The sequence below is a fragment of the Periweissella fabalis genome (assembly GCF_012396505.1).
In the GTDB taxonomy this organism is placed as follows: domain Bacteria; phylum Bacillota; class Bacilli; order Lactobacillales; family Lactobacillaceae; genus Periweissella; species Periweissella fabalis.
Window position 1 is genome coordinate 43,898 of record NZ_JAAXPN010000010.1, and the last position, 19,471, is coordinate 63,368.

General features: G+C 35.2%; 19 protein-coding genes. 16 read left to right on the top strand and 3 right to left on the bottom strand.

What is annotated here, in order from left to right; genetic code table 11:
* Positions 1 to 157: 157 nt before the first annotated feature.
* The 16 genes from HF964_RS08535 to HF964_RS08610 all read left to right on the top strand — a co-directional run bounded on the left by HF964_RS08535 (position 158) and on the right by HF964_RS08610 (position 16,917).
* Entirely contained in the window at positions 158 to 1,132 is a 975-nt protein-coding gene (locus tag HF964_RS08535) for an AEC family transporter (RefSeq protein ID WP_168722630.1), read from the top strand.
* A gap of 246 nt (positions 1,133 to 1,378) precedes the next feature.
* Complete coding sequence (locus HF964_RS08540) at positions 1,379 to 2,155, top strand: DUF975 family protein (RefSeq protein ID WP_168722631.1); 777 nt, start codon at positions 1,379 to 1,381, stop codon at positions 2,153 to 2,155.
* A 151-nt stretch (positions 2,156 to 2,306) separates the two neighbouring features.
* A complete protein-coding gene (rapZ, locus tag HF964_RS08545) occupies positions 2,307 to 3,182 on the top strand; it encodes an RNase adapter RapZ (RefSeq protein WP_168722632.1) in 876 nt (291 codons plus the stop codon).
* Positions 3,179 to 4,150, top strand: coding sequence for a gluconeogenesis factor YvcK family protein (locus HF964_RS08550; RefSeq protein ID WP_168722633.1), 972 nt, complete (start codon positions 3,179 to 3,181; stop codon positions 4,148 to 4,150). The genes rapZ and HF964_RS08550 overlap by 4 nt, the downstream gene beginning before the upstream one ends.
* A 16-nt stretch (positions 4,151 to 4,166) precedes the next feature.
* The gene (gene whiA / locus HF964_RS08555) at positions 4,167 to 5,123 is read left to right on the top strand and encodes a DNA-binding protein WhiA (protein ID WP_168722634.1); all 957 of its coding nucleotides are present in this window, start codon (positions 4,167 to 4,169) and stop codon (positions 5,121 to 5,123) included.
* 108 nt (positions 5,124 to 5,231) lie between these two features.
* Positions 5,232 to 5,822 carry an ATP-dependent Clp protease proteolytic subunit gene (locus HF964_RS08560; RefSeq protein WP_168722635.1) on the top strand — a complete coding sequence of 197 codons (591 nt, stop codon included), beginning with the start codon at positions 5,232 to 5,234 and terminating at the stop codon, positions 5,820 to 5,822.
* A gap of 174 nt (positions 5,823 to 5,996) precedes the next feature.
* Positions 5,997 to 6,833 carry a diadenylate cyclase CdaA gene (cdaA, locus tag HF964_RS08565; protein ID WP_168722636.1) on the top strand — a complete coding sequence of 279 codons (837 nt, stop codon included), beginning with the start codon at positions 5,997 to 5,999 and terminating at the stop codon, positions 6,831 to 6,833.
* The gene (locus HF964_RS08570) at positions 6,833 to 7,987 is read left to right on the top strand and encodes a CdaR family protein (protein ID WP_168722637.1); all 1,155 of its coding nucleotides are present in this window, start codon (positions 6,833 to 6,835) and stop codon (positions 7,985 to 7,987) included. Before cdaA ends, HF964_RS08570 begins: the two co-directional genes overlap by 1 nt.
* Positions 7,988 to 7,998: 11 nt before the next feature.
* The gene (gene glmM, locus HF964_RS08575) at positions 7,999 to 9,369 is read left to right on the top strand and encodes a phosphoglucosamine mutase (RefSeq protein WP_168722638.1); all 1,371 of its coding nucleotides are present in this window, start codon (positions 7,999 to 8,001) and stop codon (positions 9,367 to 9,369) included.
* A gap of 514 nt (positions 9,370 to 9,883) precedes the next feature.
* On the top strand, positions 9,884 to 11,713 hold the full coding sequence (gene glmS / locus HF964_RS08580; protein ID WP_168722639.1) for a glutamine--fructose-6-phosphate transaminase (isomerizing): 1,830 nt from the start codon (positions 9,884 to 9,886) through the stop codon (positions 11,711 to 11,713).
* A gap of 316 nt (positions 11,714 to 12,029) precedes the next feature.
* On the top strand, positions 12,030 to 12,734 hold the full coding sequence (locus tag HF964_RS08585; protein WP_168722640.1) for a glucosamine-6-phosphate deaminase: 705 nt from the start codon (positions 12,030 to 12,032) through the stop codon (positions 12,732 to 12,734).
* A gap of 194 nt (positions 12,735 to 12,928) precedes the next feature.
* Positions 12,929 to 13,231: a hypothetical protein gene (locus tag HF964_RS08590; RefSeq protein WP_168722641.1), complete on the top strand. Its 303-nt coding sequence runs from the start codon at positions 12,929 to 12,931 to the stop codon at positions 13,229 to 13,231.
* A 74-nt stretch (positions 13,232 to 13,305) separates the two neighbouring features.
* Entirely contained in the window at positions 13,306 to 13,773 is a 468-nt protein-coding gene (locus HF964_RS08595) for a MarR family winged helix-turn-helix transcriptional regulator (RefSeq protein ID WP_168722642.1), read from the top strand.
* A gap of 194 nt (positions 13,774 to 13,967) precedes the next feature.
* Positions 13,968 to 14,924: a mannose-6-phosphate isomerase, class I gene (gene manA, locus HF964_RS08600; RefSeq protein ID WP_168722643.1), complete on the top strand. Its 957-nt coding sequence runs from the start codon at positions 13,968 to 13,970 to the stop codon at positions 14,922 to 14,924.
* A 624-nt stretch (positions 14,925 to 15,548) separates the two neighbouring features.
* Positions 15,549 to 16,070, top strand: coding sequence for a GNAT family N-acetyltransferase (locus HF964_RS08605; protein ID WP_168722644.1), 522 nt, complete (start codon positions 15,549 to 15,551; stop codon positions 16,068 to 16,070).
* A 22-nt stretch (positions 16,071 to 16,092) separates the two neighbouring features.
* On the top strand, positions 16,093 to 16,917 hold the full coding sequence (locus HF964_RS08610) for a hypothetical protein (protein ID WP_168722645.1): 825 nt from the start codon (positions 16,093 to 16,095) through the stop codon (positions 16,915 to 16,917).
* A 169-nt stretch (positions 16,918 to 17,086) separates the two neighbouring features.
* Here the strand turns inward: HF964_RS08610 and HF964_RS08615 are convergent, their stop codons facing one another.
* The 3 genes from HF964_RS08615 to HF964_RS08625 form a co-directional block, all read right to left on the bottom strand.
* On the bottom strand, positions 17,087 to 17,536 hold the full coding sequence (locus HF964_RS08615) for a universal stress protein (protein WP_246220273.1): 450 nt from the start codon (positions 17,534 to 17,536) through the stop codon (positions 17,087 to 17,089).
* 81 nt (positions 17,537 to 17,617) lie between these two features.
* Positions 17,618 to 17,905 (bottom strand): hypothetical protein, encoded by a 288-nt coding sequence (locus HF964_RS08620; protein WP_168722647.1) that lies wholly within the window; start codon positions 17,903 to 17,905, stop codon positions 17,618 to 17,620.
* Between the two features lie 296 nt (positions 17,906 to 18,201).
* A complete protein-coding gene (locus HF964_RS08625; RefSeq protein ID WP_168722648.1) occupies positions 18,202 to 19,470 on the bottom strand; it encodes a replication-associated recombination protein A in 1,269 nt (422 codons plus the stop codon).
* Position 19,471: the final 1 nt, after the last annotated feature.

A 19,471-nucleotide genomic window follows, 5' to 3' on the forward strand; every position in this document is an offset into this window, starting at 1 on the left:
TATATTGTACCATTGATTTTAGTTGACACGTATAAGGACACGGCAAACAGAGATAAAAATTAATTAGGTGGGGATGTTTTGGTGACTTAATTATTTAAAGATATTTTCAAATATATATACAGGAATTTTAAGTTTTAGAAATTTTGAGGTAGGAATAATGGCAGTTTTATGGAGTTCCATACAAAGTGTTTTGGTTGTCGTAATCATTATGGCACTTGGTTACATTTTACGAGTTAAAGGTTGGTTTGCAGATAGTTTTGGTAAGAATATTTCTAAATTTATTAAAAATATTGCTTTGCCAGCATCAATTTTTGTTTCAGTATTACAACGTTTGACTCGTGGTACATTGGTATCATTTTCAAGTTACTTAATTTGGGGATTCTTGGCCGTAATTATTGGTTATGTAATTGCATTTATTTTAGTTAAAGTATTAAAAGTTCGACCTGGCCGTCGTGGAATCATGGTTAATGCAATCGTTAATGCTAACACTATATTTATTGGGTTACCTTTAAATATTGCTTTGTTTGGTAACGATAGTTTAACGTATTTCTTGGTTTATTATATTGTTAATACCGTTTCAACTTGGGCCTTTGGGGTTTTCTTAATTAGTAACGATGATCCAACTAAGACTGCCAACACTGGTGAAAAGAAAAAAATCAATTGGAAGCAAGTTATTCCAATGCCTTTAGTTGGATTCGTGGTTGCATTAGTATTTTTATTATTAAATATTCCAATTTTAAAGATCACATTTTTACAACAAAGCATGAATTATGTTGGTAGTTTGGTAACACCATTATCACTTATTTATATCGGGATTGTATTAGCGGATGCTGGTTTAAAGAGTATTACTTTTGATCGTGATACGATTGTTGCATTGCTTGGCCGGTTTGTACTATCACCAGTTATTATGATTGCAATTGTGTATTTCACAGCACGTCATGGCGTGAACTTAGCACCAGTCTTACAAAAAACCTTGATTGTACAATCAGCAACGCCAATGTTGGCTGTTTTACCAATCTTAGCAGCTGAAGCACATGGTGATGTTAAATTTGCAACTAATATTGTTACAACTTCAACAGTCTTGTTCATTATTGTTGTACCAATTTTAATGACAATCATTCAATATATTTAATTTTTAGGGTTTGTGATAGATCCATTTTTAGTAGTAATTTGTTACTAGATGTGTTGTAAGAAGATAAATAATTTTCTAAAATACCAAAAAGACTGAATTTGTAAAAAATTCAGTCTTTTTTAGTTATATTCCTTATCTGGACGTCTTTTGTCGTATTCACTTTTTCGGTTAGATAATAGGGAAATCGCAAAAATTGATTATATTATGATACAATTTAATAATTACATAAATAAAGTGAGGGAAACGATGCAAACAATGACAATTGGTGACTATAAACGACAAGCACGTCAAAAGTTACAAGGAAATTGGGGAGCTGCAATCCGCTTAAATGCTTTTCCGGCAGCCTTAAAGTTTGTTGGAACAATATTGGCCGCTTTACTAATAATAGGGGTAATTACAATCCTTATAATTGCATTTGGAAATACTCAGGCAAATAGTGAAGTGAACAATGCGATTAAATCAAGTGTAGAAGTATCTGCTAATCAGGGTGCTAATTCTACTTTTATGGGATCTTATGGTAACGAATTGAGTTCAGTATTGATGTCAATTATTATTGCAATGGTTTCAACAGGTATTTACTGGACGTCACTTGATTGGTTACGTGGTAAAAAAGAAACTGTTAAATTTATTGATGCTTTTGATGGTTTTAATAGCCGCAATATTTTAGCTAACTTTATGTTAATTTTAGTGATGACACTGTTCAAAATTCTATGGACGTGCTTATTTATTATTCCGGGGTGTATTAAAGTATTTTCATACTCACAAACGTTATTCATTTACAAAGATATGGTTGATAAACATGGTAAGGATAATGTACCAACTAGTTGGGCATGGTATGTTACAGCTAGTCGGCGGTTAATGCAAGGTCACAAAGCCCAATTATTTTGGTTAGAAGTTAGCTTTATTGGTTGGTATATTTTGGTTTTTGTAACTTTAGGCCTCGCATGGTTTTGGGTAATGCCATATATTAATATGACGCGTACAGTATTTTATGAAAACCTTGCGGGATCAACATTTAAATAAGAACATTTTAGTTAAATAATTTGATATAATAGACTACGAACTTTAAGCGTAGACGAACATATAAATCCGGTAGCAGCGATAAGTTAAGCTATCGGATTTTAATTATCTATATAAGTAAAATGAAAAAGGTTGATGACTGGAGGTTAAAGCAATGACAAATGAGCAAGAAATTGTAATTATCACAGGAATGAGTGGTGCGGGTAAGACTATTGCTATGCAAGCATTTGAAGATATGGGTTTTTTAACAACAGATAATCTTCCAATTGCATTATTAGGGCAATTTTTTAAAATGTTAGAAGCTAATACATCAGTTCAAAAAGTCGCATTAGTTGTAGATGCGCGTTCGATTGAATTAGTTGGTAGTATCGATGAAATGTGGCGTAATAGGCAAACAACAACGAAAATTTTGTTTTTAGATGCTAACAACCAAGAATTAGTTGCACGCTATAAGGAGTCTCGTCGACAACATCCTTTAGCACCGTCGGGACGAGTGTTGGAAGGAATTGAAAAAGAACGGCGTGTTTTAGAAGAAATTAAAAATCATGCAGATATGCTAATTAATACTGATGATTTATCAACACGCCAGTTACGAAAGATGTTATTTACTAAATTTAGTGATGGAAATCATCGGGCACCATTTAACGTCCAAGTTATGTCTTTTGGTTTTAAATATGGGTTGCCTCTTGATGCAGACTTAGTTTGGGATGTACGGTTTTTAACCAATCCATTTTATGATCCAAAGTTACGTGATTTAACAGGTTTAGATCAACCAGTTTATGATTATGTGATGCAAACTGATGGTGCTGAAGAATTCTTTAACAGCTATATGAAGTTGCTAAAATTAACTATTCCACGCTATATCGCCGAAGGTAAAACATCCTTAGTAATCGCGATTGGTTGTACGGGGGGGCAACATCGGTCAGTGGCCTTTGCAGAACGGATTGGGCGTACTCTTGAAGCTAATTATCAAGTTCGAGTTACTCATCGAGATATCGAATTGCGGAAGGAATCGAGTGTTAAGTCATGAAAAAAGTCGTAATAATAGGGGGAGGCTCAGGATTACCAGTAGTCCTACGAGCTTTACGCAAACAACAAGTAGATATTACTGCAGTGGTAACAGTTGCTGATGACGGTGGTTCGTCAGGTATTTTACGTAATTATATTAACGTTGTGCCACCGGGGGATATTCGCAACGTGATGGCTGTGATGTCAACATTAGATGAAAATTTTATCAATGTTTTTCAATACCGATTTAAGTCGGAGGATGATTTCTTTGCAGGCCATAGCATTGGTAATTTAATTATTGCAGCGATGCAAGAGATGAATTTAAATATTTTTGAAGCTGTGCAAAAATTAAGCAAAATGATGGCGATTCGAGGACATGTTTATCCGGTTGCTAACGAACCATTGGAGCTCCATGCTGAATTTACGGATGGGACATCTTTGGTAGGAGAAGCAGAAATAACGGAAGCTCATAAAGTTATCAAAAAAGTATGGGTCGAACCACTGGAATCATCACAGAATAAAATTGCACAAGCGGTGCCACAAGTTATTACAGCCATTGCACAAGCTGATCAAGTCATTTTAGGCCCAGGATCGCTTTATACGAGTATTTTACCTAACTTGACTATTCCAGATGTCGCACTTGCATTACGTGCGACACGTGCAGATATTGTTTATATTTCAAATATTATGACACAAAAAGGCGAAACTGATAATTTTTCAGATGCTGATCATGTTAAAGTATTAAATCAACATTTAGGTGGTGATTTAATTACGCATGTTATCGTTAATGGGACCGAGGTTCCAGATGATTATATTGATTGGCAACGTTGGAATGAAGTTTCCCAACAGGTTAGGCATGATAGTTGCGAATTTATTGGGATGAAGGCGCAAGAGATACGAGCTAATTTACTTGAATTACGCGATAATGGTGCTTTTCATAATGGTGAATTAGTAGTGCAAGAATTAATGAAAATTCTTGCACAAAAGTAATGAAAGGAAATACGTAATGTCATATGCAAGTGACGTGAAAAAAGAGCTGACGAGCTTAGAAGTTCATGAACGTAATGGTAAAGCAGAGCTGTCTGCTTTAATTCGTATGAATGGTGCTTTAGGGTTAAGTAATCGACAATTTATTTTAAATGTTCAAACAGAAAATGCGGCAACTGCTCGACGAATTTATAGTTTATTACAGCAATTCTACAGGGTAGAGGCGGAAGTAGTTATTCGTCGTCAAATGAAACTAAAAAAAAATAATGTATATATTGTACGATTGAAATATCAAGTCCAACAAATCTTAGATGACTTACAGATTATGAAAGGTTTTGAGATTAATGAAGATATGCCCAAGGCGTTATTAAAACGTGATTCAGAACGCCGTTCATATTTACGCGGAGCTTTTTTAGCAGCGGGATCAGTAAACAACCCAGAGAAAAGTCGATATCATTTAGAAATTTATTCGCTATATCAAGCACATAATGAGCAATTAGCAGATTTAATGAATGAATACCGATTAAATGCAAAAACAACAGAACGGCGCTCAGGGTACATTGTGTACTTAAAAGAAGCTGAGAAAATTGCTGATTTCCTACAATTAATTGGAGCAACGAATAGTATGCTTCAATTTGAAGATGTCCGAATTATGCGAGATATTAAAAATTCTGTTAATCGGCTAACTAATGCTGAAGAAGCAAATGCCAATAAGGTTGCTGATGCGAGTGCTCGCCAAATTGATAATATTAATCTAATTAATGATCAAATTGGTTTGATGGCCTTACCGGTAAAGTTACGTCAAATTGCTGAAGCACGCTTAAATCATCCAGATGTTAGTCTGGGTGAACTAGGTAATTTTGTGCTAGATGGACCAATTTCAAAGTCAGGGGTTAATCATCGTCTTCGAAAAATTAATGAATACGCTCAAGCAATTCGTGAAGGCCTACCTTTACCAGGTTCAAAAAAGCGATAAATTAATCTAAGATTATTGTTTGACCTGTTTTGACCTTTGCGGTAATATTAAACAGTATATTAGCAGTCATAATATTTGATTGCTAGAATTATTTAAGGAGGATCAATTATGTATCCAGTACCTACAGTTATTGAAACGTCAGCCCGTGGTGAACGTGCTTACGATATTTACTCACGGCTTTTAAAAGACCGGATTATTATGGTTAGTGGTCAAATTGAAGATGGGATGGCTAATGCCATTGTAGCGCAACTCCTCTTCTTAGACGCTCAAGATTCAGAAAAAGATATTTATATGTATATTAACTCACCTGGTGGTGTAGTAACAGCAGGTATGGCAATTGTTGATACGATGAACTTCATCAAGTCAAACATTCAAACTGTTGTTATTGGATTGGCTGCTTCGATGGCAACAATTATTGCATCTTCAGGAACAAAAGGTAAACGCTTTATTTTGCCTAATGCTGAATACTTGATTCACCAACCAATGGGGGGTGCGCAAGGTCAACAAACAGAAATTGAAATTGCATACCAACAAATCACCAAAACTCGTCGCAAATTGGCACAAGTATTGGCTGATAACTCAAATCAAAGTCTTGAAAAGGTTGAAGCAGATATCGAGCGTGACTACTGGATGGATGCTGAAGAAACATTGGCATATGGGCTAGTTGATAAGGTGATGGCCTCATCAGCAGATTTATAATACTTAATAAGCATATGAAAACGAGTGAGGGGTTAATTTCACTCGTTTTTTGTATTTACTGCCTTTTACTTTGCATTAATTAGTAAGTTTGCTAGCAATGTTGCTTGGAGTCAGTACTTATTAAACGTTACAATCGTGATATAATGTTGATATCAAAATTTTGGGAATCGAGGATTGAATGTGGCAATCGAAAATTTAATAACGTTCCGAAATGCGATTAATTTAATTGATATATTAGTCGTTTGGTTTGTAATTTACCGATTAATGCTTTTGCTGCGAGGAACACGTGCGGTGCAATTAATGCGTGGGGTAGCAATTGTTATTATTATCAAATTATTTAGTGCTTGGGTTGGATTTAATACTGTTTCATGGATTATGAATCAAATTATTAACTGGGGAGTTATTGCATTAGTTGTAATTTTTCAACCAGAAATTCGGCGTGGACTCGAGCACCTTGGACGTGGTTCTGTGTTTACACGGACTAATAAAGAAACTGAGGCAGCAGAACACGTCGTTGAGTCATTGGATTTTGCAATTCAATATATGGCTAAACGACGAATAGGAGCACTAATTGCGATTGAACGCAATACTGGTTTAGAGGAATTTGTTGAAACAGGAATTAAAATGGATGCTTATGTAACCGGACAACTTTTAATTAATACCTTTATTCCCAATACACCTTTACATGATGGGGCAGTGATTATTGAAGGTAATCGTATTGCTGTTGCAGCAGCATACTTACCACTTTCTGAAAGTAGTACTATCCCAAAAGAACTTGGAACACGTCACCGGGCCGCTGTGGGAATTAGTGAAGTCACCGATGCATTAACGATTGTTATCTCTGAAGAGACAGGTGAAGTTTCATTTACTTTAAATAATGAGTTAATTCGTGATTTAGAGCGCGATGATTATTTAAATATGCTCAGAAAGCAATTGGTAAGTAAGGACCCAATCAAACAGGCGCCTTTTATTACTTTCTTTGAAAAGTTATTTCAAGGAGGGCATAAATAATGCGATTAGTTAAATTTTTAAGAAATCAAGGCTTGTATTTAATTGGATCATTGGTTTTATCAATTTCTTTGTTTGTGTATGTCTCATCAACTAACCAGGGATCACAAAATAATCAAATCCAGCAGCAAAATAATTCAGGTAATTTTCTATCGTCGTTAGCATCACAACGTAAAGCGAAAGTTAACTTGCCATTACAACTAGATGTTAATGATATTCGGTATTTTGTAACTGGGGCCCCTGAAAGTGTAACTGTGCAACTTAGTGGACCAAGTGCATTAGTAACAGCCGCGGTTAATACTAAAAATTTTGAGGTTTACGCTAACCTGCGTGATTTGACCTTAGGAAATCATACTGTGGCGTTAAAGGTTCGTGGGTTGAGTAAAGATATTTCATTTCAAATTATTCCAAGTAAAATTTCAATTAACTTAGCACAACGGGCAACGCGTAATATTCCGGTAAAAGTTCAATATAATACTGAAAATATTGCAGATGGTTATGACATTGGGAATGCTAAGTCATCAATTCAGACGGTGCAGATTACAGGGGCTGCTGAACAAGTTGCGCGTGTTCAGCAAGTCGTTGCCCAATTAGCAATTCCAAATAATACTAAAAAAACAATAAATCAACGTGTTCAGTTGCAAGCATTGGATTCTAATGGTAATTTAGTAGATGTTGTGATGACACCACAAATTACTAATGTTACCTTGCCGATTACACCCGGAAATGGTAAGAAATCAGTGCCGGTGCAACTAAAAGCAATTGGCTCTAATGCTAATGGTTATACCTTAACTGCTAATGTTAATGAGGTTAGCTTATTTGGTAAACAACAAGTATTAAATACTATTAAACAAGTGATCGTTCAAGTTGATGTGTCAGGAATAACTACTAATACTACTAAAAAAGTTGATATTCAAAGTTTTGAAGGTGTTAAGCAATTTGAGCCCACAACAATAATGGTTAACATTCAACCAAAAGCAACACAGACTAGCACAGACAGTAGTACAAGTAGTACAAGTAGTGCAAGTAGTGCAAGCAGTTCAAGTAGTATAAATAATAAAAGTAGTACCTCAAGCATTGATGGTAAAAGTGCCGTTAGTCATGATGAAAATGTCAGTAATGACTCGGCACAAGTAACGACTAAAAACAACAAATAAGGAATATAAATATGTCAGAAATTAATTTAAAATATTTTGGAACTGATGGCGTCCGTGGAATTGCTAATCAAACACTTACACCCGAGTTAGCTTTTCAGCTTGGTCGAACAGGTGGTTATGTCTTGACTCAACATGCACAAGTACAAGACCGACAACCCCGTGTTTTAGTAGCACGCGACACTCGGATTTCTGGTCAAATGCTTGAGCACGCACTTGTTGCTGGTCTATTATCTGTTGGGATTGAAGTATTACGCTTAGGTGTAATGACGACGCCTGGAGTTGCGTATTTAGTACGGGCACAATCAGCTGATGCGGGGGTAATGATTACCGCTTCACATAACCCAGCCCAAGATAATGGAATTAAGTTCTTTGGAAATGATGGTTTTAAATTATCAGATGAACTTGAATTTGAAATCGAACAATTACTAGATGCTGATACTGATACATTGCCACGGCCAGCTGCGGTTGGTTTAGGATCAGTATCCGAATATCCTGAAGGAGCCTTAAAGTACACTAAATTTTTACAAGATACAATTCCCGATGATTTAGCAGGCTTGAATGTAGCAATTGATGCTGCTAATGGAGCAACTTCAGGCTTGGTATCACATTTATTTGCTGACTTAGGAACTGATTTTGTCACAATGGCAACTAGCCCAAATGGAACTAATATAAATGATGGGGTTGGGTCAACGCATCCAGAAGCTTTAGCAGCCTTTGTTCAAGAAAAAGGTGCTGATGTTGGGATTGCCTTTGATGGTGATGGTGATCGTTTAATTGCCGTTGATGAACTTGGTAATATTGTTAACGGTGACAAAATTATGTTTATTACTGGTAAATATATGAACGAGCATGGCCGCTTGAAGAAAAATACCGTTGTTACTACAGTGATGTCAAATATCGGGATGTATAAAGCACTTGAAGAAAATGATATGAAATCAGTTAAAACGGCTGTCGGTGACCGCTATGTAGTAGAAGAAATGCTAAAGAATGGTTACAATGTTGGTGGTGAACAATCAGGACATATTGTCTTCTTGGATTGGAATACAACTGGGGATGGTATGCTAACGGCAATCCAGTTATTACACATTTTAAAAGAAAGTGGCAAGAAGCTTTCTGTCCTTGCTGCCGAAGTAACAGAGTATCCACAACAGTTAGTTAATGTGCGCGTTACTGATAAAAAAAGTGCGCTTGAAAACCAAGCAATTCAAAATGTAATTGCTCAAGTTGAAGCTGAAATGCGTGGTGAGGGACGTGTGTTAGTTCGACCAAGTGGGACAGAAAATCTACTGCGTGTTATGGCAGAAGCTAAGACAGAAGAGGCAGTAAAGGAATACGTTGCTCGTATTGTAGCTGTTGTTGAAGCTGAGGTTGGAATTAAATAATAAAATTAAAAAGCTGTATAGCTATTTTATAGTGTAATTTGCTATTAAAATTCTTTTTATAAGATCCAACATAAATGGGCGTGTGAGAAATGCCCCCAGATAATTAATAACACTAATAAAGGGGTTGTGACATAACGCCTTTCGAGTACTAAATTACTACCAAAACGCACTCCAGAAGTCTGATATATTCGAAATACGACAAAATCCTCTATGAAGAATTTTCTTCATAGAGGATTTTTAGTGTATTTCTCGATATCGCCCGACTTCGGTCACAGCTCTTTTTGTATTTTATAAAATTATCTGACTTTTGAGATATGCTGCCATTAGCGTATTACTACTAGAGAAGAGGCATGTCACAATTCGTTTTGCTGTATTTATTTTAAAACTTGGAATATAGCGAAGTTAACAAATGAATACATCCTATTAAACATCTATACCAATTTATAAAAAGTTTGACAAACCCTTTTGTGTGAGTGTATTATCTACCTATACCATTAAAACAAGAGGTGAAATTATGTGTGGAATTGTCGGAATTACTGGAAAACGTGTGGCCTTACCTGTTCTATTACGTGGCTTACAAAAGCTTGAATATCGAGGCTATGATTCAGCTGGCGTGTATGTAAATGATAGTGCAGCTAAACAAGAATTTTTTTTCAAAGAGAAGGGTCGTGTTGAACAATTAGAAGCATTAGTAGCAGATAAAGATATTCATGGAAATACAGGGATTGCACATACACGTTGGGCAACTCATGGGATTCCAAGTGCGCATAATTCTCACCCGCACGTCTCAGCATCTGGTCGATTCTTTTTAGTTCATAATGGAGTAATTGAAAATTTCCGTGAACTAAAAGAAACATATCTTCAAGGCGTTGAATTTAAATCAGAAACAGATACTGAAGTAGCAGTACAATTAGTCGCAAAACTTGTGGAACAAGATGGTTTGACGGTTGCAGAGGCTTTCCGCAAAGTTTTAACATTAATTGGTGCTGGATCATATGCCTTTGTATTGATTGATAATCAAAATCCTGATGTATTGTATGTTGCTCGTAATAAGAGCCCATTGTTATTAGGGCTTGGTGAAGACTTTACAGTTGTAACTTCTGATGCAGCTGCAATGTTGGAATACACACACGACTTTATGTCACTTGATGATGGTGAAATGGCAATCATTAAGGGGACTGACATTGAAGTTGTAAATCCTGATGGTCAAAAAATTGAACATGAGCCTTTTACAATCGAAATTGATGCAGCAGAAACTGATAAAGGTATTTATCCATACTACATGCTAAAAGAAATTGAAGAACAACCAAATGTTATTCGGACGTTAATGAAGCAATACTTGGATGATAAAAATCAAGCCAAAATTGATGATCAAATTATCGCTGAGTTAAAAAATGCCGATCGGATTTATATTGTCGCTGCGGGTACTTCATATCATGCTTCGCTAATCGGTAAGCGAATGTTTGAAAAAATTGCTAATCGTCCAACCCAAGTTGAAATTGCTTCAGAGTTTGCTTATGATAGCTATATTCCTGAAACTAATCCGTTCTTTGTATTCCTTTCTCAATCTGGTGAAACTGCCGATTCACGTGAAGTGTTACAAATGATTGCAGCAAAGGGATTTAAGTCATTAACACTAACCAATGTTCCTAACTCAACGTTAGCTCGAGAAGCAACATATGCTTTACCACTATTGGCTGGCCCTGAAATTGCGGTAGCATCAACAAAAGCGTATACTGCACAAATTACTGTTTTGGCTTTCCTAGCACAGGCTATGGCTGACAACAAGGTTTCAGTAGCACACCCATTAGCAGCAATTGCAGTTGCAATGGAAGCAATTTTGCAAGATAAAGACCATTACGAAGCTTTAGCACAAGATTACTTAGTAGATGCTTCAAGTGCATTCTATATTGGTCGTGCAAATGATGCTGAATTAGCTTTAGAGGCAGCATTGAAACTTAAAGAAATTTCATATGTTCATACAGAAGGCTTTGCTGCTGGTGAATTAAAGCACGGTACACTTGCGTTAATTGAAGATAATACACCTGTTATTGGGTTAATTACGCAACCTAAAACAGCTGAATTAACTCGCTCAAACTTGGCAGAAACTCAAGCACGTGGAGCCCATACCCTAATAATTGCAGCCGATCAAGTAGCACATCCAGAAGATCAGATTGTTTTACCATCTGTTGATAGTGCTAATGATGATAGTGTGGTAGTTGATCAATTAGCAATTTTATTGGCGACAATTCCCGTACAATTATTATCATATTACACATCATTAGGACGCGGTCTTGATGTTGATCGACCACGTAATTTAGCTAAATCAGTTACGGTTCAATAGTATTAAAAATTTTGATATAAATTAACATATTAATATTAAATAGGCGAGCATATAAATATTTAGTGACAGTAAATTGCTACTAAAATATGTTTCCAAAGTCCAATGTATTCGAATATATACAAAAATCCCAGGAAAGATTCTTTCCTGGGATTTTTGGTAGTGTTTCTTAATAGCAGACGACTTTTATCGTGTGCGGTCTTAATATATCTATTTAACTAAATAATTACAAGATTCTAAAATTTTGGTCTATACCACTTGCTGGATATTAACTTTTATTGTATTATTGGTATATACCAATAAAGAAGGAGTACCAATCATGAAAATTATTAAAGTAACTGATCAACAAGCTGGTGGGAAAGCTGGTTTTGAAATTTTTAAAGAGGCATTAGCAAATGGTGCAACAACGTTTGGGTTAGCGACTGGTAGTACACCAGTTACAACATATGCTGAAATTGTTGCTAGTGATCTTGATTTTTCAAAGTCAACATCAATCAATTTAGATGAATATGTTGGATTAGCGGCTGATCATGATCAAAGCTACCATTACTTTATGAACAAACATCTATTTAGTAAGAAACCTTTTGCACAAACATTCTTACCCGATGGTTTGGCTCCTGATTTAGACACTTTTGTTAAGCAATATCACGAAATTATTGAAAAGCATCCCATTGATTTACAAATTTTAGGAATTGGTCAAAATGGTCATATTGGCTTTAATGAACCAGGGACATCATTTGAGGCTAATACACATGTTGTTGATTTAACAGATTCAACAATTGAAGCTAATTCACGTTTTTTTGCAAGTCGTGATGAAGTTCCAGCACAAGCAATTAGTATGGGAATTGCTGAAATCTTAAAATCAAAGCAAATTATCGTTGAGGCTTTTGGTAAAAATAAAGCCGCTGCGGTTAAGAAAATGATTGAAGGACCAATTACTGAGGATGTACCTGCATCAGTTCTCCAAAAGCATGATAATGTGATAGTAATTGTTGATGAAGACGCAGCAAGTTTACTAGCTTAAATAATGATTATAAAATGTTATTGAATAAGTATTGACAGCGCTTTCATAATTTTGTATTATAATAGCAGTAAGAAGTAATTCTTACCTTCTAATCAATTCTCTTTCTCTCTTATGCCGACCTTTCGTCTTTTGACGGAAGGTTTTTGTGTTGTCGTGGTATAATAATAAATGAGTATAATACGGAGGATAGTAGCTTGAATGAAGTATTAGATTTAATTGAAGAAATTACACGATTAGATAATACCAAGTATATTGAGATTGGTAATTTAACGCATAATGGTCGAGCTGAAGCTGCCGCTGAGAAGGGATTCATTAAAGAGGTGCGAATCTTAAAGTTAAATATTCCGCATTCAAAGCACGTTGAATTATATGAGCAATTAGTTAACCAACGCCATCAAATGCCAACGTGGGAAATGACCTCGTGGGATGAATGGCCTAAAGATCAGCAAATGGAACAAGAAATCCAGGCAATTTTAGCTGAAAATAAAGTTGGTTAAGAAATTAGTATAGTATATTAACCACATTCATGGTATTTTAACTAATGGTAGTGTTTTAAAGAAGGGAGGCGCAGATGAAAACTGAACTATTGGAACAATACATAGATGCATATTTGGTATATTTAAAGTATTTGGGCGATATTATTGCACATTCTGCAGCGCGATTTAATCTTTCATTTGAACAATACTTAATTATTCGTGAAATTGCGCGTCGTGAAAAAGTTACATTAACAGACATTGTTGACGAACGTAATGTAACACGAGCTGCAGTTTCACGCCAAATTAAAGTGCTTTTAAAACGCAATTATATTTTTCAAGAAGCAGATGTTCATGACCGTCGGCGGATGTTTTTACACTTAACTACTGATGGGAAAGAAGCTGAGCGTGTTATTAGTAAGCGGATGCGTGATCGCTTTAATGGTTGGATTGATGTTTTCGGGACGGAAAGAGCTGAAGACATTTTAGAATTTATTATGGATTTTGGTGAATTAGTTACTAAGGAAGTCAAAAACGATGATGCCAATTTAGCTAGTAAGTCGTAATAAAAAATATGATATAAAAGAGGCTGGAAAATATATTTCTAGTCTCTTTTATACTTTTTTATAACAAGTGTTACTAAATATATTTAGCTTGTAATGTGAGTTGGGTTTAGTAAAGTAAAAATTTTACAATGAAAGCCTTTTCATAATTAAAGAGAACGGTTACAATTTAGTTATCTAAACTATGGAGGCTTATTATGGGACAACCATTATTTTTAATCCCAGAATTACATAATAAAATTTGGGGTGGAACGGCGTTAGGTACTTTTTTTGATTTTAAGTTAGCAAGCGATCATGTTGGTGAGGCATGGGTTATTTCAGCTCATCCAAATGGAGTCGATAAAATTGGTAACGGGCAGTATAACAATCAAACATTAGCTGACGTTTGGCATCACCATAAAGAATTATTTGGTGGCTCAAAAGCCGAAAAATTTCCATTATTAGTGAAATTTCTTGATGCTAAAGAAGATTTATCAATCCAAGTCCATCCAGACGATGATTATGCCAAAGTTCATGCCCATGAATTAGGGAAGACTGAATGTTGGTATATCTTAGATGCCAAGCCAAATGCTAAGATATATTTTGGCCATAATGCACAAACTAAAACTGAATTAGCAACTATGATTAAAAACAAAGCTTGGGATAAATTATTTAGGGAAGTACCGGTTAAAGCAGGTGAATTTTACTATATTCCTGCTGGAACAGTACATGCTTTAGGAGCGGGTGTTTTAGCGCTTGAAGTTCAACAAAGTTCAGATACAACATATCGAATTTATGATTTTGATCGAGTTGATCAAACTACAGGTAAATTACGCGAATTACATTTAGCAGACGCAATTAATGTCATTAATGTACCATCAAAAGAGCAAGCTGTGTTACCTATCACTGAAAAAATAGCAGCTAATACTAAAACATTACTTGCTGATGAAAAGTATTTTAATGTTATTAAATGGGACATCGAGCAACAAGCACAAAAATTTACACAAAATCCTGATACTTATACCTTAGCAGTCATTATCTCAGGAAATGGTATGCTAACAATTGATAATCAGAGATACGAATTAGTAAAAGGGCAGGCCTTAATTTTACCAAGTAATGTACATGAATGGACGATTGATGGAGGTTTAACGGTAGTCTTTAGTCAGCCTAAATAAAATATTCTCAAAGTGAAGCATTTTTATTGAAAAGTAAACGCTTACATGATAGTATATAGGCATAAGGAAGAATCGAAAAGGTAGTGCTACCGGATAAGTTTTACTTGCGGACACACCACCGGAGATTCGCTCAAGTCTAGGGGATGGTTATACAAACTCTAGCTAGGCGTGCAGATTTGGTAATACTTTCATTGAAATAACATATTGTTAATTTACTTGAACAGAAGTGGAAAGTGCAAATCGTCAACGGTAAACGTTAAGACCAATTTATGAAGGTTGGATTAGTGATCATAAAGTGGCATGATTCTTCCAAAAGTAACATAGTCGGACTAGACACCTCGCGAGAGGCTGGCTAGTCCTTTTTATTTGCAAAAAAATTAATAAAAGGCTTAAATTTAAATAGTAGATAATTAATTTAATGATAATTAAATACATTTAATTAAATCGATATTTTAGTAATCAATTAAATTTTAAGCACTTATAAAATGAGCAACTAAACTACCGATAATTGTGTTTATCAAATTTACATTATTTATTAGATAAAAACATTGTTATGTAAGCAAATCTACTATATAATTTACGCTGCAATAAAATTTTATGGTATCGGTAAAGGAACAAAACGACATGTCTGAATTAAAATTACAAGTGGCAACAGTCGCCGATTTACCAATTGTCATGAAGATTACCAACCAAGCAAAAGCATTGCTTAAAGCAGATGGAATCAATCAATGGCAAATGGGTTATCCAAGTGAAGTTGACTTTGAAAATGATATGAAAGAAGAACATCTTTATGTAGCAAAACTCGATGATGAAACTGTTGGGTTTATTGCTTTGATTGATGGTTTAGATCAAGCATATCAAATTATTGAAAATGGGGCGTGGTTAAATAACGACGAACCATATTATACAATCCACCGAGTTGCGGTAAGTAGTGATGCTAGTGGCCAAAAATTAGGCGAGCGGATGTTACGCGCAGCAGTGGAAAAAAGTTTAGAACTCGGTCCGGATGCAAAAAGTGTTCGGGTTGATACCCATCCAGATAATAAACGCATGCAATATTTATTGAATAAAATTGGTTTTGTATTAACGGGGCATATCTTTATTAACGATGGTGAATTACGTTATGCCTATGAATACATGAGATAAATTTATTTGTGAGGAAGAGCCTATGAAAACTCCCCCGTACGTATGTTTATATCCAAATAGCGGTAAAAATGTTAACAATCGTAAGCCTGCGTCAGTTAAGATTGATTTTCGGGTTACGAATGCTTTAATTATTGAACTTGATAAGCGTCATAAGATAAAACAAGTTGATTTAGCTGGTGGTAATATATGCCAGCCAGCAGTTAGTAGGGTTTTAAGTGGTGATAGTTCAGCGTTGAGTTTTAAAACGCTTTTAGTTTTTGGAAAACAATACGATATGGTGGGCGGCTTAACACATAGCGTCAATCCTGATGTGTTTGCAGAAGTATCTAAAGCATATCTAAATAATAACAAACGGCAATTTGCAGAGAAACTTGAGCAAATTAAATATAAAGATTTAATCGATATTATTGATAAGCTCTTATATCATGTATACGATATGGTACTGCTTAATACTAAAGGGAAATATCAGCAAGTTATTGAAGGTCAATATCAGCTGGGCCAATTTATTGCTCAAAGTCGATATATTAGAATTGAATTAATGTATTACAATCAATTGGCAATTGCTTATCTAAATTTGAATCAGATAACTGACCTTGATCGTATTTTTGCCCATATATTAGCTTTATTAAAGCAATACAAAGAACGACAAGAAGTTGATGATGAATTGCATTATATGCATGCAATGCTAGGCTATGAAACTTTACAAAGACATATGCGACAACATAATCAGGATAAGAAATTAGATATTCTTTCACAGAAAATGAGAATTTGGTATACCAGCCAAAGTCACCACGCTGGTGTTATTGCAGGAGTTTCCTCTTTAGTAAGTAATTTAAAGAATAAATAAAAAAATGAACCTGTGACAAAAGCCAGGCAATATTGAAATACACTAAAAACCCCATTTGAAGAATTCCTTCAATGGGGTTTTTAGTGTATTGTTTCGAATATATTGGACTGTTGAATCGTATTTTAGTAGCGAATTACTACTAGCAAAGGAACGTCACTCAATCATTTTGTTATTTAGTACGTACAACTAAAACGTCAATGTCGGCAACTCGTGTAACGTATTCAGTTACGGAACCAATTAGAATTCGCTCAACGGTATTTAAACCAGTGGCCCCAATCATAATTAAATCGGCATTAACGGCTTTAGGTGCTTCCTTAGCAATAATTGCTTTAGGAGAACCATATTCAATTGTATAACTAACATTGGTAATACCGGCTGTCTTAGCTTTTTCAACATAGCTATCGAGTGTCTTTTTGGCAGTTTCAGATACTTCTTCAACCATTGATGTGTCAAATGAAGATACATTTTGGAAAGCTCTAGTATCAATGACATGCAGAATGTGTAGATGTGCATTGTTACCATTACGAAGAGTTACGGCAATTGCTTTGTCTAAAGCTAATTCAGCTTCTTTTGATCCATCAACTGGAATAAGGATATTTAAATAACGTTGGTCTAACATAATAGATACCTCAGCTTTCATGTTTTATAGTCCACTTATTATCTATATTATAGTTTAAAACCAGGTGTTAAACAAATAATATCATAAGTATTTTTTTAAGAAAACACTAAATTGCCAGGTAAGTGCTATCGTAGTTAGCATACTAATAATCATGAATATCGTCGCAATTATTAAATAGCCTAATAGGTTAGTAATAATGATAATTAGACCTAAAATAATAAAAAGAAGACCATAAAAGCGACAAAATTTTGTTAATTGTGGTTTATTAGTAACAGTAATTCCTAACAAATTAGTATTTTGATGATGCCATAAATAGCCACCAATAAAAACGATAATAGCTCCCAAAATTGTGACGAGAACAAGTAACATAAGGGAAATTCCTTTCAGAATAAAATATAAAAAAAGAGTAGGGGGCAACCCTACTCCAGAACACCAATATGGTACCGTTAGAAAATCATTCAGTTTGACCCCGATAAACGAGGTGGTCATCTCAAGAATTAAGATTACGTTACCAAATGTATGGCGTACATGCAGTTAAAACCATCCATGACCGAATATAGTTACTTGTAAGGCAAAGCTGAAATAAGTAGATTTTCGCGTATACCTTAGAAATCCTTACCTAAAGTATAACAATTTTTACAGTGAAATAAAACTTTTTGTTTTGGTTATTTTCTATTTCGCAAGCGATAAGCAATTTCCTTTAATTGTGCTTCGTATTTACTATTGCCTTTTGGTTGAAAGTAATTGGCATTTTGTAAATTATCAGGTAGATATTGCTGTCTAACCCAGTCATTAGGATAATCATGCGGATATTTGTAATCAGTACCGCGTCCTAAATCGGCTGCACCTTGATAATGAGCATCACGTAAGTGTGATGGAATATTACCAGCGTGGCCATGGTTAATGTCTGCTAAAGCGTTATCAATAGCAGATAGAGCAGCATTCGATTTAGCTGATAACGATAGTTCAATGACAGCATTAGCTAAGGGAATCCGTGCTTCTGGCAATCCAAGCTTATTAGCAGCCTCAACTGCATTGACGGCATGAGCAGCCGCGGTTGGATTAGCTAAACCAACGTCTTCATATGCAATAACTAATAATCGGCGCATAATAATTGGTAAATCGCCAGCCGTAATTAAACGTGCCAAGTAGTGTAATGCTGCGTTAACGTCACTACCACGAATTGATTTTTGAAAAGCAGAAATGACATCATAATGTGCATCACCATCTTTGTCAGCACTAATTGTTTTTTTCTGAATAACTTGTTGAATTACGTTAAGTGATAGTTCAATGATTCCTGCATCATTTGCATCAGTTGATAAAACAGCCAATTCAAGCCCATTTAATGCGCTACGTAAATCACCATTAGTGGCCGTAATTAGTTGCTCCATGGCTTTTTCTTCTAAGTTAATCCGATATTGACCTAAACCACGTTCAGAATCAGTTAAGGCACGATTAACAGCAATTTTAATATCGTCTGGTGCTAATGGCTTAACTTCAAAAATTTGTGTTCGTGAACGAATAGCGGGATTGATAGTAATATATGGATTTTCAGTTGTGGCACCAATTAAGATGATGGCACCACTTTCAAGATGAGGTAATAAAAAGTCTTGTTTAGTTTTATCTAATCGATGAATTTCATCAAGCAACAAGATAACTGTTCCAGACATTTTGGCTTCTTCAACAACAATTTGCATATCTTTTTTAGTATCGGTGGCAGCATTTAGAATGCGAAATGCATATTTAGTTGATCCTGCAATGGCACTAGCAATACTAGTTTTACCTGTTCCTGGTGGGCCATAAAGAATCATGGATGAAAGCCGTTTAGCTTTAACCATCCGTTTGATAATTTGGTCTTCACCAACAAGATGTTGTTGACCAACAATTTCTTCAATATTTTTTGGACGCATGCGAAATGCTAATGGTTGCTGCATA

What these genes read in the sequence shown, in the direction of transcription:
- HF964_RS08535 (WP_168722630.1), top strand. Translation starts at nt 158, where the DNA reads ATGGCAGTTTTATGGAGTTCCATACAAAGTGTTTTGGTTGTCGTAATC.
- HF964_RS08540 (WP_168722631.1), top strand. Translation starts at nt 1,379, where the DNA reads ATGCAAACAATGACAATTGGTGACTATAAACGACAAGCACGTCAAAAG.
- rapZ (WP_168722632.1), top strand. Translation starts at nt 2,307, where the DNA reads ATGACAAATGAGCAAGAAATTGTAATTATCACAGGAATGAGTGGTGCG.
- HF964_RS08550 (WP_168722633.1), top strand. Translation starts at nt 3,179, where the DNA reads ATGAAAAAAGTCGTAATAATAGGGGGAGGCTCAGGATTACCAGTAGTC.
- whiA (WP_168722634.1), top strand. Translation starts at nt 4,167, where the DNA reads ATGTCATATGCAAGTGACGTGAAAAAAGAGCTGACGAGCTTAGAAGTT.
- HF964_RS08560 (WP_168722635.1), top strand. Translation starts at nt 5,232, where the DNA reads ATGTATCCAGTACCTACAGTTATTGAAACGTCAGCCCGTGGTGAACGT.
- HF964_RS08570 (WP_168722637.1), top strand. Translation starts at nt 6,833, where the DNA reads ATGCGATTAGTTAAATTTTTAAGAAATCAAGGCTTGTATTTAATTGGA.
- glmM (WP_168722638.1), top strand. Translation starts at nt 7,999, where the DNA reads ATGTCAGAAATTAATTTAAAATATTTTGGAACTGATGGCGTCCGTGGA.
- glmS (WP_168722639.1), top strand. Translation starts at nt 9,884, where the DNA reads ATGTGTGGAATTGTCGGAATTACTGGAAAACGTGTGGCCTTACCTGTT.
- HF964_RS08585 (WP_168722640.1), top strand. Translation starts at nt 12,030, where the DNA reads ATGAAAATTATTAAAGTAACTGATCAACAAGCTGGTGGGAAAGCTGGT.
- HF964_RS08595 (WP_168722642.1), top strand. Translation starts at nt 13,306, where the DNA reads ATGAAAACTGAACTATTGGAACAATACATAGATGCATATTTGGTATAT.
- manA (WP_168722643.1), top strand. Translation starts at nt 13,968, where the DNA reads ATGGGACAACCATTATTTTTAATCCCAGAATTACATAATAAAATTTGG.
- HF964_RS08605 (WP_168722644.1), top strand. Translation starts at nt 15,549, where the DNA reads ATGTCTGAATTAAAATTACAAGTGGCAACAGTCGCCGATTTACCAATT.
- HF964_RS08610 (WP_168722645.1), top strand. Translation starts at nt 16,093, where the DNA reads ATGAAAACTCCCCCGTACGTATGTTTATATCCAAATAGCGGTAAAAAT.
- HF964_RS08615 (WP_246220273.1), bottom strand. Translation starts at nt 17,536, where the DNA reads ATGTTAGACCAACGTTATTTAAATATCCTTATTCCAGTTGATGGATCA.
- HF964_RS08620 (WP_168722647.1), bottom strand. Translation starts at nt 17,905, where the DNA reads ATGTTACTTGTTCTCGTCACAATTTTGGGAGCTATTATCGTTTTTATT.
- HF964_RS08625 (WP_168722648.1), bottom strand. Translation starts at nt 19,470, where the DNA reads ATGCAGCAACCATTAGCATTTCGCATGCGTCCAAAAAATATTGAAGAA.